Raw genomic sequence first — 14,821 nt, forward strand, 5'->3', positions numbered from 1 at the left:
ACCCGGTTCGAAAGGACTCGTCCTGTGCCCGAAGACAAAGACGTCCAGGCTCGTGGCTTAGCACGGAGAGGTTTCCTGGGTGCGGCGCTGGCCGCGGCCCCCGCGGTCGCGCTCGCCTCCACCGCCTCGGCCCAGGCCGCGACCGACCCGGTCGCGCCTCCCCCACCGGCGCAGCCCAAGGCCGGCGACCCGGACTTCGGCCCCAACGTCTACGTGTTCGACGGCTCCGTCCCGACGGCGCAGATCCAGTCCACGGTCGACGCCGTCTACGCCCAGCAGCAGCACGCCGAGTTCGGCAACGGCCGGTACGCCCTGCTGTTCAAGCCCGGCGGCTACGGCATCGACGTGAAGCTGGGCTACTACACCCACGTCGCCGGCCTCGGCCTGCAGCCGGCGTCGTCCGGCATCACCGGCTCCTGCCAGGTGCTGGGCGAGGCCCACGGCAACAACACGCTGACCAACTTCTGGCGCGGCGCCGAGAACCTGAACATCGTGCCCCGCAGCGGCCAGGACACCTGGGCCGTCTCGCAGGCCACCTTCTACCGCCGGATCTACCTGCTGGGCGACCTGAAGCTGTCCGACGGCAGCTGGTCCAGCGGCGGCTACATCGCCGACTGCCAGCTCACCGGGCAGATCAACTCCGGCACCCAGCAGCAGTGGGTCACCCGCAACTCGGTGCTGGGCAGCTGGGTCGGCTCCAACTGGAACATCGTGTTCGTGGGCACGGCCAACGCGCCGGCCACCACCTTCCCGAACCCGCCGGTCACCTCGGTGCCGAAGTCGCCGGTGGTGCGGGAGAAGCCGTTCCTGTACGTGGACTCGGCCGGCGCCTGGCAGGTGTTCGTGCCGGCGGTGCGCCGGGACGCGCAGGCCACCAGCTGGGAGGCGCAGAAGCCGGCCGGCACGTCGATCCCGATCGCCGACTTCCTGATCGTCAAGGCCGGCACCACCGTGGCCGACATGAACGCCGCGCTGGCCCAAGGCAAGCACCTGATCATCACGCCCGGCATCTACCACCTGTCCGAGTCGCTGAAGGTGACCAGGCCGGACACGGTGATCCTCGGACTCGGCTACGCCACGCTCATCCCGGACAACGGGGTGATCGCCGTCGACGTCGCCGATGTGGACGGAGTGCATCTGGCCGGCCTGCTGATCGAGGCCGGCACGGTGCAGTCCGAGGCCCTGATCCGGGTCGGCCCGGTCGGCTCGCGGCGGGACCACAGCGCCAACCCGAGCTCGCTGCACGACGTGTTCGCCCGCATCGGCGGCACACTGGCCGGCAAGACCAAGCAGTCGGTGGTGGTCAACAGCAACAACGTGATCATCGACAACACCTGGCTGTGGCGGGCCGACCACGGCGACGGCGTCGGCTGGACGTCCAACACGGTGGACGAGGGCCTGGTCGTCAACGGCGACAACGTGGTGGCCTACGGCCTGTTCGTCGAGCACCACCAGAAGACCCAGGTGCAGTGGAACGGCGAGAACGGACAGACGTTCTTCTTCCAGAACGAGATGCCCTACGACCCGCCGAACCAGGCCGGCTGGATGGACGGCCCGCACCGCGGCTTCCCGGCCTACGCGGTCGGCGACCACGTGCGCCGGCACGAGGCGTGGGGGCTGGGCAGCTACTGCATCTTCGCCGTCGACCGGACGATCGTCGCCGACCGGGCGATCGCCGCGCCCCGCACGCCGGGTGTGAAGTTCCACAGCATGATCACGTTCTCGCTGGGCGGTGGGCAGGGCACCATCGCCCACATCGTGAACACCACCGGCGGGCCGTCGGACTCGACGACCAACCTGGGCATGCTCAGCCAGTACCCGTGACCGGCTGGATCAGGTCCCACCGGTTGCCGTAGAGGTCCCGGAAGACCGCGACCGAGCCGTAGGGCTCGTGTCGCGGCTCCTCCTCGAACGCCACGCCCGCGGCCACCATTCTCGCGTGGTCGCGGGCGAAGTCGTCGGTGTTGAGCAGCAGGCCGACCCGGCCGCCGGTCTGGTCGCCGACGCGGGCCTGCTGCTCGGCCTTGTCGGCCCTGGCCAGCAGGATCCCGGTCTCGGTCGACCCGGGCGGGGCGACGACGACCCAGCGCCGGCCGGCGCCCTGGTCGATGTCCTCGCGCAGCTCGAAGCCCAGCGCGTCGATGTAGAAGGCGATCGCCTCGTCGTAGTCGTGCACGAGCACGGCGACCAGTCCGATGTGCGGCATGATCGTATTATTCCCGATCAAGGGCATCGTCCCACGACGTGGCCGCCCCTGCGGGGAGCGCCGTGACCAGCGCACAATCGGTTTCATGACACGAGGAACTGGTCCGCGACTCGCAGTCGCGCTGGACGGCGCGGGCTGGCATCCCGCCGCCTGGCGCTCGCCGGAGGCCCGGCCGGCCGACGTGTTCGGCGCCGCCTACTGGCTGGACCTGGTGCGGGAGGCCGAGACCGGCACGCTCGACTTCGTCACCTTCCGCGACTCGCTGGCGCTGCCGGCCGACGGGGTGCGGGGACGGCTGGACGCGGTGCTCGTGGCGGCCCGCATCGCCCCGCTGACCTCGGGCATCGGGCTGGTGCCGGAGATCGTCGCCACCCACACCGAGCCGTTCCACCTGTCCAAGGCCATCGCCACGCTGGACTACGTCAGCACCGGGCGCGGCGGCGTGCAGGTGTCCGTGTCCACCGACGCCGCCGAGTACGACAACTTCGGGCGGCGCGAGTTCGGGGCCGACATCGCCGGCGAGGCCGCCGACTACGTCGAGGTGCTGCGGCGGCTGTGGGACAGCTGGGAGGACGACGCCGAGATCCGCGACGTCGCCACCGGCCGGTTCGTCGACCGGGAGAAGCTGCACTACATCGACTTCAAGGGCCGGTTCTTCAGCGTGCGCGGGCCGTCGATCACGCCCCGGCCGCCGCAGGGGCAGCCGCTGGTGACCGCCGCTCAGGGCGTGGCCGATTCGTCCGTCGACGTCGTGTACGTGACGCCGCAGTCGCACGACGAGATCGGGCCGCTGGTCGAGGCGCAACGCGGCCGGCAGGTGTTCGCCGACCTGGTGGTGTTCCTGGACGAGACTTCGCAGGCGGCGGCCGACCGTCGAGCGCGGCTGGACTCGTTGGCACTGTTGGAAAGCGACGCGCTGGTGTTCACCGGCACGCCCGGCGAGCTGGCCGAGTTGCTGCTGGCCTGGCACGTCGCCGGGCTGGACGGCTTCCGGCTGCGGCCGGCGGAACTGCCGCACGACCTGACCGCCATCACCCGTGGACTGGTGCCGGAGCTGCGCTCGCGCGGCACGTTCCGCAAGACCTACGAGGCCGACACCCTGCGCGGGCTGCTCGGACTGGACCGGCCCGCCAACCGCTACGTCGCCTGAGGGGGATGCGATGACCAAGCAGGAGAAGCAGATCCATCTCGCGGCGCACTTCCCGGGCGTGAACAACACGACCGTGTGGAGCGACCCGGCAGCCGGCAGCCACATCGAGTTCAGCTCCTTCGTGAAGCTGGCCCAGACCGCCGAGCGGGCCAAGTTCGACTTCTTCTTCCTGGCCGAGGGCCTGCGGCTGCGCGAGCAGGGCGGGCAGATCTACGACCTGGACGTGGTCGGGCGGCCGGACACGTTCACCGTGCTGTCGGCGCTGGCCGCCGTGACCTCGCGGCTGGGGCTGGCCGGCACCATCAACTCCACGTTCAACGAGCCGTTCGAGGTGGCCCGGCAGTTCGCCACGCTGGACCACCTGTCCGAGGGGCGGGCGGCGTGGAACGTGGTCACCTCGTGGGACGCGTTCACCGGCGAGAACTTCCGGCGCGGCGGCTTCCTGCCGCAGAAGCAGCGGTACTCGCGGGCCGAGACGTTCATGCGGACCGCGTGGGAGCTGTTCGACTCGTGGCGGGGCGACGAGATCGTCGCTGACAAGGACAGCGGCGAGTTTCTCCGTGGCACGCCCGGGGTTTTCGCCCATCACGACGAGCACTTCCAGATCGAGGGCCAGTTCCCGGTGCCGCGCAGCCCGCAGGGCCGGCCGGTGATCATCCAGGCCGGCGACTCCGAGGAGGGCCGGGAGTTCGCCGCGGCCACCGCCGACGCCATCTTTACCAGGCACGGCACCCTGGAGGCCGGGCAGGCGTTCTACTCGGACGTGAAGGGCCGGCTGGCCAAGTACGGCCGCCAGGATTCGCAGCTGATCATCCTGCCGGCGGCCACCTTCGTGCTCGGCGACACCGACGCCGACGCCCAGGAGCGGGCCGATGTCGTGCGGCGGCAGCAGGTCAGCGGCGCGACCGCCATCAAGTTCCTGGAACAGCTGTGGAACGCCGACCTCAGCGGGTTCGACCCGGACGGCCCGCTGCCCGCGTTCGATCCCGTGACCGGCGAGAACACCATCGCCAAGGGCCGGGCCAGCGTGCGCATGTACCGGGACCCGCTGGCCACCTCGCGGCAGTGGCGTGAGCTGGCCGAGGCCAAGGGCCTGTCCATCCGCGAGCTGATCATCGAGGTCACCGGCCGGCAGAACTTCATCGGCTCCCCCGCCACGGTGGCCGAGCAGATCAACCACCTGGTGCAGAACGACGCCAGCGACGGCTTCATCCTCGTGCCGCACGTGACCCCGGGCGGTCTGGACGACTTCGCCGACAAGGTCGTGCCGCTGCTGCAGGAGCGGGGCGTCTTCCGCACCGACTACACCGGTCCGACGCTTCGGGATCACCTTGGCCTGAACTGACCGCGAGTCCCGTTCTGGGGCAACTGAATGTCGAGTTCGGAACTCGACATTCAGTTGCCTGAACGCGGGACTCGCGCTACGTCCGGGGGGCGTACATGATCACGGCCACGCCGAACAGGCAGATCACCGCCCCGATCACGTCGTAGCGGTCGGGGCGGTAGCCGTCGGCGACCATGCCCCAGACCAGGGAGCCGGCGATGAAGACCCCGCCGTAGGCGGCGAGGATGCGGCCGAACTGGGCGTCGGGCTGGAGGGTCGCGACGAAGCCGTAGAGGCCGAGGGCGATCACGCCGGCGCCGACCCACCACCAGCCACGGCCACTGCGCACGCCCTGCCACACCAGCCAGGCGCCACCGATCTCCAACACGGCGGCCAGCACGAACAGCAGGACAGAGCGGGCAAGGGTCACGAACCGAATACTTCCGCAACCAGCTCGGTGGCCTGCGCGGACCCCCGCGAGTCCCGCTCAGCGGCATACCGAAATCTCAGTTTCGAGCAGAACTGCGCTTCGGGTCTCAGTTCTGCCGGAAACCGGATTTCGGTGTGTCAGAGAGCGGGACTCGCCGGGGTTCACAGGCGTTCGATGATCGTCACATTGGCCTGGCCGCCGCCTTCGCACATGGTCTGCAGCCCGAACCGGCCGCCGGTGCGCTCCAGCGACGACAGCAGCGTGGCGGTGAGCTTGGTGCCGGTGGCGCCGATGGGGTGGCCCAGCGCGATGGCCCCGCCGTTGACGTTCACCCGGTCCAGGTCGACCTTGAGTTCCTTGGCCCAGGCCAGGACCACGCTGGCGAACGCCTCGTTGACCTCGAACAGGTCGATGTCGTCGATGGTCAGCCCGGCCTTCCGCAACGCGTGTCGGGTGGCCCGGATCGGGGCAGTGAGCATGTAGACGGGGTCGGCGCCGCGAGCGGAGAGATGGTGCACGCGGGCCCGGGGCTTCAACCGGTGACTGTGCACGGCTTCCTCGGACGCGACGAGGACCGCGCTGGCGGCGTCCGAGAGCTGACTGGCCAGCGCCGCCGTGACGAGGCCGTCGGGCCGCAATGTCTTCAGGGCGGCCATCTTCTCCATGCTGGTGTCCCGGCGTGGCCCTTCGTCGACGGCCATCTCCCCCACGGCGACGATCTCCGCGGCGAACCGCCCCTGGTCGATGGCCTCGATGGCCCGGGCGTGGCTGCGGAAGGCAAACTCCTCCATCTCCGTCCGGCTCAGCTCCCATCGCTGGGCGATCAGGTCGGCCGCCCGGAACTGGGAGATCTCCTCGGAGCCGTACCGGTGGGCCCAGCCCTCGCAGCCGTCGAACGGCGTGGGGAAGCCGAATTCCGCGCCGACGGTCATCGCCGCGCCGATGGGGATGCGGCTCATGCTCTGCACGCCGCCAGCCACCACCAGGTCGGCCGTCCCGCTGAGCACGGCCTGGGCGGCGAAGTGCAGGGCCTGCTGACTGGAGCCGCACTGCCGGTCCACGGTCACACCCGGCACTTCCTCGGGGAAGCCGGCGGCCAGCCAAGCGGTGCGGGCGATGTCGCCGGCCTGTCCCCCGACTGTGTCGACACAGCCGAGGATCACGTCGTCGACCTCACTCGGATCCACGTTCACGCGGCCGAGCAGCCCTTCGATGGCGCGGGCCCCGAGGTCGGCCGGGTGCAGGTGGCTGAGTCCGCCACCGCGCCTGCCGACCGGCGTCCGCACCGCGTCAACCAGGTACGCCTGGGCCATCGGCCCTCCCTTGCGCTATCCCGTCCAGCACGATCGACAGGTACTGCCGGGCGACGTCGTCCGCGGTCAGCGTGCCGCCCGGGTGATACCAGTGCACGGCCACCCACACCGTGTCGCGGATGAAGCGGTAGACCAGTTCCACGTCCAGGTCGTCGCGGAACGCGCCGGCCCGGATGCCTTCCTCCAGCAGCCCGACCCACATCTTGCGGAACTCCAGGTTGCGCTCGGCCAGGTAGCCGAAGCGCTCGAACTGGGCCAGGTAGACGGCCTCGCGCTGGTAGATGGCGACGGCGTCGTGGCTGCGGTCGATGCACTCGAACGAGGCGACGACCACCGCCTCCAGGGCCGCCCGCGGCGGCCGGCCCGCGCCCGTGATCTCCCGGTAGCGGCCGAACAGCTCGTCCAGGAAGCCGCGCAGGATCTCGTCCACCATGGACTCCTTGGAGTCGAAGTGGTGGTAGAGGCTGCCGGACAGGATGCCGGCGGCGTCGGCGATGTCGCGCACGGTGGTGGCGAGGAAGCCGCGCTCGGCGAACATCCGCGCGGCCAGCGCGAGCAGTTCGGCTCTACGGCTCATGGTTCTCCTAGGGGTGCTGGCTGCTGACCGACAGGACCTCGCCGGTCAGGTACGAGGCGTAGTCGCTGGCGAGGAACACCATGGCATTGGCCACCTCCCACGGTTGCGCCGCCCTGCCGAACGCCTCGCGTCCGGTCAGCTCGGTCAGCAGCTCCACGCTGGTGACCTTGGCCAGGAACGGGTGCATGGCCAGGCTGGGGGCGACGGCGTTGACCCGGATCCCGTGCGGGGCGACGTCGGCGGCGGCGCAGCGGGTCAGCGCCATCACGCCGGCCTTGGCGGCGGCGTAGTGCGCCTGGCCGGCCTGCGAGCGCCAGCCGATCACCGAGGCGTTGTTCACGATCGCGCCGGCCGTGCCCTGCTCGATCAGCTGCTTGAGGGCGGCTCGGGTGCAGCGGAAGGTGCCGTTCAGGGTCACGTCCAGCACCCGCGACCACTCGTCGTCGGTCATCTCCAGCACCGACCTGGTGCCGCCCAGCCCGGCGTTGTTGATCATCACGTCGAGCCGGCCGAAGGTGTGCACGGCGGTGTCGATCAGGGCCTGCACCTGAGCCTCGTCGGTGACGTCGCAGGTCACGGCGGCCACCTTGGCGCCGTGTTCGGCGGCGAGCTTGTCCAGCGTCTCGCCGAGCCGGCGCTCGTGCCAGTCGCTGATCAGGACCTGCGCGCCCTCCTCCAGGCACCGCTTGGCCACCGCCGACCCGATGCCGGTGCCGGCGGCGGCGGTCACGACCACCACCTTGTCGTCGAGCAAGTGGTGACCACGCACGTAGTCGATCACGCCTGGTCTGCTCATCCGCGTGCCTCCCTCGGCAGGCCGAGCACCCGTTCCGCGATGATGTTGCGTTGGATCTCGTCGGATCCGCCGTAGATCGTGTCGGCCCGGCTGAACAGGAACAGCCGCTGCCACCGGTCCAGGTCGTCGTCCACGATCATGGACGCCGGACCGCGCGCCCGCATGGCCAGCTCGCCCAGCCGTCTGTGCCAGCCGGCCCACAGCAGCTTGCTCACCGACGGGTCGGATCCCCTGGTGCGCAAGGCGTGCGAGCGCATGACGCTCAGTTCGACCGCGGCCCGCGACAGTTGTTCCCGCAGCACAACGTCTTCCGGGTCGGCGATGGCCATGAGGTCTTCCAGTTCACGCCGAAAGCCGACCTGCTGGCCCAGCGTCGCCGCGCCCCGCTCGTACGCCAGCGTGGCCATGGCGACCGCCCAGCCGCCGCCGGGTTCGCCGACGACCAGGTCCTCGGCGGTCCGCGCGCCGTCGAAGAACACCTCGTTGAACTCGGCCGTGCCGGTCAGCTGCCGGATCGGCCGCACCTCGATCCCCGGCTGCCGCATCGGCACCAGCAGGTAGGACAAACCCTTGTGCCCCACTGATCCCGGTGTGGTCCGGGCCAACACGAAGCACCAGTCGGCAACGTGGGCCAGCGAGGTCCACACCTTCTGACCGGTGATCACCCACTCGTCCCCGACCAGCCGGGCCGAGGTCGACACGGAGGCGAGGTCGGAGCCGGCGCCGGGCTCGGAGTAGCCCTGGCACCAGAGTTCGTCGACGGCCCGGATCCTGGGCAGGAAGCGGGCCCGCTGCTCGGGCGTGCCGAGGTCGATGAGCGTCGGCCCCACCAGGTTCTCGCCGAGGTGGTTCACGCGGGCGGGCGCGTCCGCGAGGGCGTACTCCTCGTGGAAGGCCACCTGTTCGTCGAACGTCAGGCCGCGGCCGCCGTGCTCCACCGGCCAGGCCGGGCAGGTCCAGCCGTGCGCGGCCAGGTGTCGTTCCCAGTGCAGGCGCTGCTCGAACGCCTCGTGCTCGCGGCCGGGCCCGCCGAGCCCCTTCAGCTCGGCGAAGGGCCCCACGAGATGCTCGGCGAGCCACCGCCGGATCTCGGATCTGGTCACCGCCATGCCCGTAGGCTAGCCTACCAAGCAGTTGCTTGGTAGGAGGTGTTGTGACTCCCGGCACCATCCCGGCCGCCGTCGACGCGGCGGCGGAACGCTTCGGCGACCGTCTGGCCCTGATCGACGGCGAGGTCCGCCTCACCTATCGTGACCTGCGCCGACGCGTCCGACAACTGGCCGCCGCCTTCGCGGCCGGCGGCATCGGGCCCGGCGACCGGGTGGCGATCTGCGCCCCCAACACCTGGCACTGGGTTGTCGCGGCGCTGGGCGCCAGCTATGCCGGCGGCGTGCTGGTGCCGCTGAACACGCGGTTCACCGCGCACGAGATGCAGGACGTCATCTCCCGCAGCGACGCCAGCGCACTGGTCGTGGCCACGGACTTCCTGGGCCGGAACCGGTTGAGCGAACTTGAGGCCATCGGCGGGGTGCCGGAGTTCGTGCTGACCGTCGACGACTGGACGTTCACCGAGGAGGTCGACGCCGCGCCGGTCGGACCGGAGGACATCAGCGACATCCTGTACACCTCCGGCACCACCGGCCGGAGCAAGGGGGCGATGAGCGCGCACCGGCAGGCGCTGGCCGTCGCCGCCGCGTGGGCCGACTGCGGGAACGTCGTCGCCGGCGACCGGTACCTGGTGATCAACCCGTTCTTCCACAGTTTCGGCTACAAGGCGGGGATTCTGGTCTGCCTGCTGACCGGGGCGACGCTGGTGCCGCAGGCCGTGTTCGACGTGGCCCGCACCCGGGAACTGGTCGAGCAGGAGCGGATCACCATCCTGCCCGGGCCGCCGACGATCTATCAGTCGCTGCTGGCCGAACCCGGGTGCGACTCTTTGAGACTGGCGGTCACCGGGGCGGCGCCGGTGCCGGTCACGCTGGCTGAGCGGATGCAGCAGCGTTTCGGCACCGTGCTCACGGCGTACGGGCTGACCGAGGCGGTGGTGGCGACGATGTGCCGTCCCGACGACGACGCCGAGACCGTGTCCCACACGTCCGGCCGGGCCACCGCCGGCTTCGAGGTGCGGATCGCCGACACCGGCGAGATCCTGCTGCGCGGCCCCAACGTGATGATCGGCTACCTGAACGACGCGGTCGCCACCGCGCAGGCCATCGACGCCGACGGCTGGCTGCACACCGGCGATGTCGGCACCCTCGACGACCGCGGCTACCTGACGATCACCGACCGGCTCAAGGACATGTACGTGTGCGGCGGCTTCAACGTCTATCCGGCCGAGGTCGAGCAGGCCCTGGCCCGGCTGGACGGCGTCGTCGAGTCCGCGGTGATCGGCGTGCCCGACGACCGGCTCGGCGAGGTCGGCCTGGCCTTCGTGGTGTCGGCCCACCCACTGTCCACTGAGGACGTCATCGAGCACTGCCGGGCCCTGGTGGCCAACTACAAGGTGCCCAGACGGGTCGCGTTCCTGGACACGCTGCCCCGCAACGCGTCCGGCAAGGTGCTCAAACGCCAGTTACGGGAGGAGCCCCGGTGACCGACGAAGTCGTCTGCTACGAGCGCGCCGGCGCGGTGGCGACGGTGACCATGAACCGGCCCCGCTATCGCAACGCCCAGAACTCGGCCATGACCTACGCCCTGGACGCCGCCTTCGAGCGGGCCGTCAACGACGACGAGGTGTCGGTCATCGTGCTGGCCGGAGCCGGCGAGCACTTCTCGGCCGGGCATGACATCGGCACCCCCGGCCGGGACGTGGACGTGTCGTTCGACCGCAAGGCCGTGCTGTGGTGGGACCACGTCGACAAGTCCGGCGGCGACCAGCGCTTCGCCCGGGAGAGCGAGGTGTACCTGGGGATGTGCCGGCGCTGGCGGGAGATCCCCAAACCCATGATCGCCATGGTGCAGGGCGCCTGCATCGCCGGCGGGCTGATGCTGGCCTGGGTGTGCGACCTGATCGTGGCCGCCGACGACGCGTTCTTCGCCGATCCGGTGGTGCGGATGGGGATTCCCGGCGTCGAGTACTTCGCCCACCCGTGGGTGCTCGGGCCCCGCGCCGCCAAGGAGGTGCTGTTCACCGGCGACCGGTTCAGCGCGCAGCGGGCGTACGAGTGGGGCATGGTCAACCGTGTCGTGCCTCGTGACGAGTTGCAGCCCACCGTTGACGCCTTGGCCGAGCGGATCGCCCAGATGCCGCGGTTCGGGCTGGCGCTGGCCAAGAAGGCGGTGAACCAGTCCGAGGACCAGATGGGCATGCGGGCCGGGATGGACTCGGTGTTCGGCTTGCACCATCTGGCGCACGCGCACAACGCTGAAGTGTCGAAGGATTCGCTAGCGGGGCTGGACGCGAAGTCGATGCGGGGCGCCAGTGAACCTCGATGACACCGACCTCGGCTTCCGGCTGGAAGTCCGGTCCTGGCTGGCCGACAACGTGCCACCAAGTCTGTCCTCCATGGACACCGCCGACGGCTTCGAGCAGCACCGCGAATGGGAACGGACCCTGGCCAAGGCGCGGCTGTCGGCCGTGTCCTGGCCGGTGGAGCACGGCGGACGCGGGGCGTCGCTGACCGAGTGGCTGGTCTTCGAGGAGGAGTACTGGGCCTGCGGCGCACCGGGACGGGTGGCACAGAACGGAATCTTCCTGCTGGCCCCGACTTTGTACACGCACGGCACGGTGGAACAACAGGAGCGGTTGCTGCCCAGGATGGCCCGGGCCGAGGACATCTGGGCGCAGGCGTGGTCGGAGCCGGAGGCGGGCAGCGATCTGGCGGCGGTCCGGAGCCGAGGGGTGCGGACCGAAGGCGGCTGGCTGTTGAGCGGCCAGAAGACGTGGAGCTCACGGGCGGCCTTCGCCGACAGGGGTTTCGGGTTGTTCCGCACGGATCCGGCAGCGGAGCGGCACCGGGGACTGACGTACTTCCTGTTCGATCTGAGGGCGCCGGGAGTGACCGTGCGGCCGATCCCGCAGCTGGACGGCGAGGCGGGATTCGCCGAGGTCTTCCTGGACGAGGTGTTCGTGCCGGATTCCGACGTGCTCGGCGAGCCAGGTGCAGGCTGGCGAGTCGCGATGAGCACGGCCGGCAACGAACGGGGTCTGTCGCTGCGCAGTCCCGGGCGGTTCTGCGCGGCGGCAGACCGGTTGTTGACCCTGTGGCGCGAGGTCGGCGACCCGAGCGACACGACCCTGCGCGACAAGGTGCTGGACGCCTGGATGGGCGCGCAGGCCTATCGGCTGCACGTGTTCGGCTCGCTGGACCGGCCGGTCAGCGCGGAGGCCAGTGTCACCAAGCTGTTCTGGTCCCAGCTGGACCTGGCCCTGCACGAGACGGCGCTGGAGTTGTTGGGTCCCAAGGCCGAGCTCAACGGCCCCTGGCTGGACGGGTACCTGTTCGCGCTGGCCGGGCCGATCTACGCCGGGGCCAACGAGATCCAGCGCAATGTCGTCGCCGAGCGACTGTTGGGGCTGCCGCGATGAAGTTCACCCTGTCCGACGAGCAACGCCAGTTCGCGCAGGCGCTCCGCGACACGCTCAAGCGATCGACGTCGTGGGACACCCTGCTGGCCTTGGGTGTGCAGGAGGTGGAGTCCGCGCCGGACCTGGTGGTGGCGTTCCTGGAGCTGGGCCGGGCGGCGGTCCCGGGTCCGGTGGTCGAATCCTTCGCGGTGCTGCGAGCAGCGTCGGCCACGTTGGCCTGGGCACCGCACATTCCGTACATTGTGGACGATGCCGACAACGCCTACGCGATTGTGGACGGCATTCGGCATCGGGCCACCCCCAAGGCCGAACTGTCGTCGGTGGATCCCTCGCGGCGGCTCTTCGAGTACGAGCTGGGGGAAGCCGTCGAGCCGGTCGATGAGCAGGCATTCGACCGGGGTGTCCTCGCCTGCTCCGCCCAGCTGGTCGGACTGGGTCAGGCGCTGTTGACGCGCACCCGGGACTATGCCTTGCAGCGCAAGCAGTTCGGCCAGGCCATCGGCAGCTTCCAAGCCGTCAAGCACCAGCTCGCCGACGTGCACGTGGCACTGGAGCTGGCCGAGCCGCTGGTGTTCGGGGCGGCGGTGACCATGAGTCCCCGGGACGTCTCGGCGGCGAAGATCGCCGCCGGATCGGCCGCGTACCAGGCGATGCGCACTGCGTTGCAGCTGCACGGGGCCATCGGCTACACCGCCGAATTCGAATTGAGTCGGTGGCTGCTCAAGGTCCGCGCCCTGGTCACGGCCTGGGGCACCGAGGCTTTCCACCGTGAGCGGCTGATGGCGGCGCTATGTGGCTGACCGACGAACAACTCGCCCTCCAGGAGACCGTCGCCAAGCTGCTGGCCAAGGGCCCGGACGACCTGTGGCCCACACTGTGTGAGATCGGCGCCCCGGGCCTGGCGATTCCCGAGGAGTACGGCGGCAGCGGCGCCACCCTCACCGAGCTGCAGATCGTCCTGGAGCAACTGGGGCGGACCCTGGCGCCGGTTCCCTTGCTGGGCACGGCCATCGCCGCCGAGGCGGTGCTGGCCACCGGGAACACCGATGCCTGCCAGCGGCTCCTGCCGGACATCGCGGCCGGCCGGGTCGCGACCTGGTGCCCGGAAACCAAAAAGCACGTGCTGGACGGAGACCGCGCCGAGGTTCTGCTGGTCGGGCAAAAGGGGCTGCTCTACGAGATGCGCCCCGACCAGGTCGCCATAACGCCCCTGACCACCATGGACGAGTCGCGGAGCCTGGCGACCGTGACGGTCGACCATCCAGAGAACCCTCTTGGCCCGTATGACGAAACGCGGGTGCGGAGGTTCGCGCTGAGCGCGCTGGCCGCCGAACAGGTCGGCACGGCGGCAAGAAGCCTGGAGATGACCGTCGAGTACGCCCGGCAGCGGCGCCAGTTCGGGCGGCCGATCGGGAGCTTCCAGGCGGTCAAGCACCGCCTGGCCGACATGCACGTCCTGGTGGAAACGGCCCGGTCCGCGGCCTACGACCGCGAACACCCGACCGAAGCCAAGATCTACTGCTCGGACGCGCTCACCAAGGTCGCCGCCGAAATGGTGCAGCTGCACGGCGGAATCGCCATCACATGGGAACACGACGCCCAGCGCTACTTCAAAAGAGCACATGGCGCCGCGTTCCTGTTCGGCGATCCCGCCGAGCACCTCCGCGCGTATCAGGTGCGGGGATAACCGAGTCTCAACACGACGTGCGGCGTCAGGTCGGGGCCGACGACCGCCTGGGCCAGCGGCGGCCGCACGGGCAGCTGGTAGCCGAGCAGGCCCCACACGGTGCCCATCAGCAGCACGGCGCTCAGCGCCGCCCCGGCGGCCATCACGTCGTTGGCGCCGATCACCGCCAACACGCCGGCGTTGCGCAGCGACCGGGTGCGGCGCAACATCTTGAGCCGAGTCTCATGATCGAGAACCAGGTGCAGCTCAGCCCCCTCGGCCCGGGCCTGCAGGGCCAGCCGATGCAGCACTGTCCATGGCACGGCGGCCTCGCTGTAGTCGGCGTCGTCGCCGCTGCGGATGCTGATGGCGGCGGCCATCGCCACCTGTTCGGGGGTCGGCTGCTGGCGTATGGCGCGGATCGAGGCGACGTGCGTCGGATCGGACGGCGTCGTGCCCCGAGCGATCAGCGCGCCCCAGCCGGCGGCCGCGAGGGCCACTCGCAGGTGGTGCAGCACCGCGCCCACGCCCAGCAACACGTTCGACGAGCTGTCGGGCGTGTCGAGATGCAGGTGGGCGGCCCCGTCGGTGAGCCGCCACTGGTAGCCGCCGGCATGCGGCGCGAGATCGGCGAGATGCAGCACGGACCGCAGCACCGTGTCCCCGCGAGGCGCCACATTCGTCATCGTCACGGGTGTCTCCTGACGTCGTCGGATGGCTGCCCCCATCTGGCGTCAATCACAGCATCACGCCAGGGTTGCGCCAGGGTTGCGTCAGGGCTGCGTGGCGTTCATCTAGATTTGTCCCCGGACCATCCAAGGAGGACACGAC

15 protein-coding genes are annotated in these 14,821 nt (G+C 70.2%); 8 read left to right on the forward strand and 7 right to left on the reverse strand.

The genetic code is table 11. The annotated features are described in order from the left end of the window. Positions 1-24: 24 nt before the first annotated feature. Positions 25-1,824 carry a coagulation factor 5/8 type domain-containing protein gene (locus JJ691_RS14740; RefSeq protein ID WP_211769337.1) on the forward strand — a complete coding sequence of 600 codons (1,800 nt, stop codon included), beginning with the start codon at positions 25-27 and terminating at the stop codon, positions 1,822-1,824. Here JJ691_RS14740 and JJ691_RS14745 read toward each other — a convergent pair. Continuing rightward, positions 1,808-2,206: a VOC family protein gene (locus tag JJ691_RS14745; RefSeq protein WP_211769338.1), complete on the reverse strand. Its 399-nt coding sequence runs from the start codon at positions 2,204-2,206 to the stop codon at positions 1,808-1,810. The genes JJ691_RS14740 and JJ691_RS14745 overlap by 17 nt on opposite strands. A gap of 85 nt (positions 2,207-2,291) precedes the next feature. Between JJ691_RS14745 and JJ691_RS14750 the strand changes: the two genes are divergently transcribed. Together JJ691_RS14750 and JJ691_RS14755 are read left to right on the forward strand one after the other, a co-directional pair. Further along, entirely contained in the window at positions 2,292-3,356 is a 1,065-nt protein-coding gene (locus JJ691_RS14750; RefSeq protein ID WP_211769339.1) for an LLM class flavin-dependent oxidoreductase, read from the forward strand. A 10-nt stretch (positions 3,357-3,366) separates the two neighbouring features. Further along, complete coding sequence (locus JJ691_RS14755; protein WP_211769340.1) at positions 3,367-4,701, forward strand: NtaA/DmoA family FMN-dependent monooxygenase; 1,335 nt, start codon at positions 3,367-3,369, stop codon at positions 4,699-4,701. Between the two features lie 76 nt (positions 4,702-4,777). On the opposite strand, the gene JJ691_RS14760 is transcribed toward JJ691_RS14755, so the two are convergent. The 5 genes from JJ691_RS14760 to JJ691_RS14780 all read right to left on the reverse strand — a co-directional run bounded on the left by JJ691_RS14760 (position 4,778) and on the right by JJ691_RS14780 (position 8,905). Beyond that, the gene (locus JJ691_RS14760; protein ID WP_211769341.1) at positions 4,778-5,110 is read right to left on the reverse strand and encodes a YnfA family protein; all 333 of its coding nucleotides are present in this window, start codon (positions 5,108-5,110) and stop codon (positions 4,778-4,780) included. Positions 5,111-5,271: 161 nt separating this feature from the next. Further along, positions 5,272-6,423, reverse strand: coding sequence for an acetyl-CoA C-acetyltransferase (locus tag JJ691_RS14765; RefSeq protein ID WP_211769342.1), 1,152 nt, complete (start codon positions 6,421-6,423; stop codon positions 5,272-5,274). Next, a complete protein-coding gene (locus JJ691_RS14770) occupies positions 6,401-7,000 on the reverse strand; it encodes a TetR/AcrR family transcriptional regulator (protein ID WP_211769343.1) in 600 nt (199 codons plus the stop codon). Before JJ691_RS14770 ends, JJ691_RS14765 begins: the two co-directional genes overlap by 23 nt. Positions 7,001-7,007: 7 nt before the next feature. Beyond that, on the reverse strand, positions 7,008-7,796 hold the full coding sequence (locus JJ691_RS14775; RefSeq protein WP_211769344.1) for an SDR family oxidoreductase: 789 nt from the start codon (positions 7,794-7,796) through the stop codon (positions 7,008-7,010). Next, complete coding sequence (locus JJ691_RS14780) at positions 7,793-8,905, reverse strand: acyl-CoA dehydrogenase family protein (protein WP_211769345.1); 1,113 nt, start codon at positions 8,903-8,905, stop codon at positions 7,793-7,795. The genes JJ691_RS14775 and JJ691_RS14780 overlap by 4 nt, the downstream gene beginning before the upstream one ends. Positions 8,906-8,949: 44 nt before the next feature. On the opposite strand from JJ691_RS14780, the gene JJ691_RS14785 reads away from it, so the two are divergent. The 5 genes from JJ691_RS14785 to JJ691_RS14805 are packed head-to-tail and all read left to right on the forward strand — an operon-like array spanning position 8,950 to position 14,011. Further along, positions 8,950-10,389 carry a FadD3 family acyl-CoA ligase gene (locus JJ691_RS14785; RefSeq protein ID WP_211769346.1) on the forward strand — a complete coding sequence of 480 codons (1,440 nt, stop codon included), beginning with the start codon at positions 8,950-8,952 and terminating at the stop codon, positions 10,387-10,389. Then, complete coding sequence (locus tag JJ691_RS14790) at positions 10,386-11,231, forward strand: enoyl-CoA hydratase (protein WP_211769347.1); 846 nt, start codon at positions 10,386-10,388, stop codon at positions 11,229-11,231. The genes JJ691_RS14785 and JJ691_RS14790 overlap by 4 nt, the downstream gene beginning before the upstream one ends. Continuing rightward, positions 11,218-12,324: an acyl-CoA dehydrogenase family protein gene (locus JJ691_RS14795; protein ID WP_249227926.1), complete on the forward strand. Its 1,107-nt coding sequence runs from the start codon at positions 11,218-11,220 to the stop codon at positions 12,322-12,324. The genes JJ691_RS14790 and JJ691_RS14795 overlap by 14 nt, the downstream gene beginning before the upstream one ends. Continuing rightward, positions 12,321-13,124 carry an acyl-CoA dehydrogenase family protein gene (locus JJ691_RS14800; RefSeq protein WP_211769348.1) on the forward strand — a complete coding sequence of 268 codons (804 nt, stop codon included), beginning with the start codon at positions 12,321-12,323 and terminating at the stop codon, positions 13,122-13,124. The genes JJ691_RS14795 and JJ691_RS14800 overlap by 4 nt, the downstream gene beginning before the upstream one ends. Continuing rightward, entirely contained in the window at positions 13,115-14,011 is an 897-nt protein-coding gene (locus JJ691_RS14805; protein WP_211769349.1) for an acyl-CoA dehydrogenase family protein, read from the forward strand. Before JJ691_RS14800 ends, JJ691_RS14805 begins: the two co-directional genes overlap by 10 nt. Here the strand turns inward: JJ691_RS14805 and JJ691_RS14810 are convergent. Further along, positions 13,996-14,682, reverse strand: coding sequence for a hypothetical protein (locus JJ691_RS14810; protein ID WP_211769350.1), 687 nt, complete (start codon positions 14,680-14,682; stop codon positions 13,996-13,998). The genes JJ691_RS14805 and JJ691_RS14810 overlap by 16 nt on opposite strands. Positions 14,683-14,821 lie beyond the last annotated feature (139 nt).

The organism is Kutzneria sp. CA-103260, from assembly GCF_018263855.1.
Classification (GTDB): domain Bacteria; phylum Actinomycetota; class Actinomycetes; order Mycobacteriales; family Pseudonocardiaceae; genus Kutzneria.

Bases quoted from the DNA above. Each gene is read 5' to 3' on its own strand.
- JJ691_RS14745 (WP_211769338.1), bottom strand. From the start codon at position 2,206: ATGCCGCACATCGGACTGGTCGCCGTGCTCGTGCACGACTACGACGAG.
- JJ691_RS14750 (WP_211769339.1), top strand. From the start codon at position 2,292: ATGACACGAGGAACTGGTCCGCGACTCGCAGTCGCGCTGGACGGCGCG.
- JJ691_RS14755 (WP_211769340.1), top strand. From the start codon at position 3,367: ATGACCAAGCAGGAGAAGCAGATCCATCTCGCGGCGCACTTCCCGGGC.
- JJ691_RS14765 (WP_211769342.1), bottom strand. From the start codon at position 6,423: ATGGCCCAGGCGTACCTGGTTGACGCGGTGCGGACGCCGGTCGGCAGG.
- JJ691_RS14770 (WP_211769343.1), bottom strand. From the start codon at position 7,000: ATGAGCCGTAGAGCCGAACTGCTCGCGCTGGCCGCGCGGATGTTCGCC.
- JJ691_RS14775 (WP_211769344.1), bottom strand. From the start codon at position 7,796: ATGAGCAGACCAGGCGTGATCGACTACGTGCGTGGTCACCACTTGCTC.
- JJ691_RS14780 (WP_211769345.1), bottom strand. From the start codon at position 8,905: ATGGCGGTGACCAGATCCGAGATCCGGCGGTGGCTCGCCGAGCATCTC.
- JJ691_RS14800 (WP_211769348.1), top strand. From the start codon at position 12,321: ATGAAGTTCACCCTGTCCGACGAGCAACGCCAGTTCGCGCAGGCGCTC.
- JJ691_RS14805 (WP_211769349.1), top strand. From the start codon at position 13,115: ATGTGGCTGACCGACGAACAACTCGCCCTCCAGGAGACCGTCGCCAAG.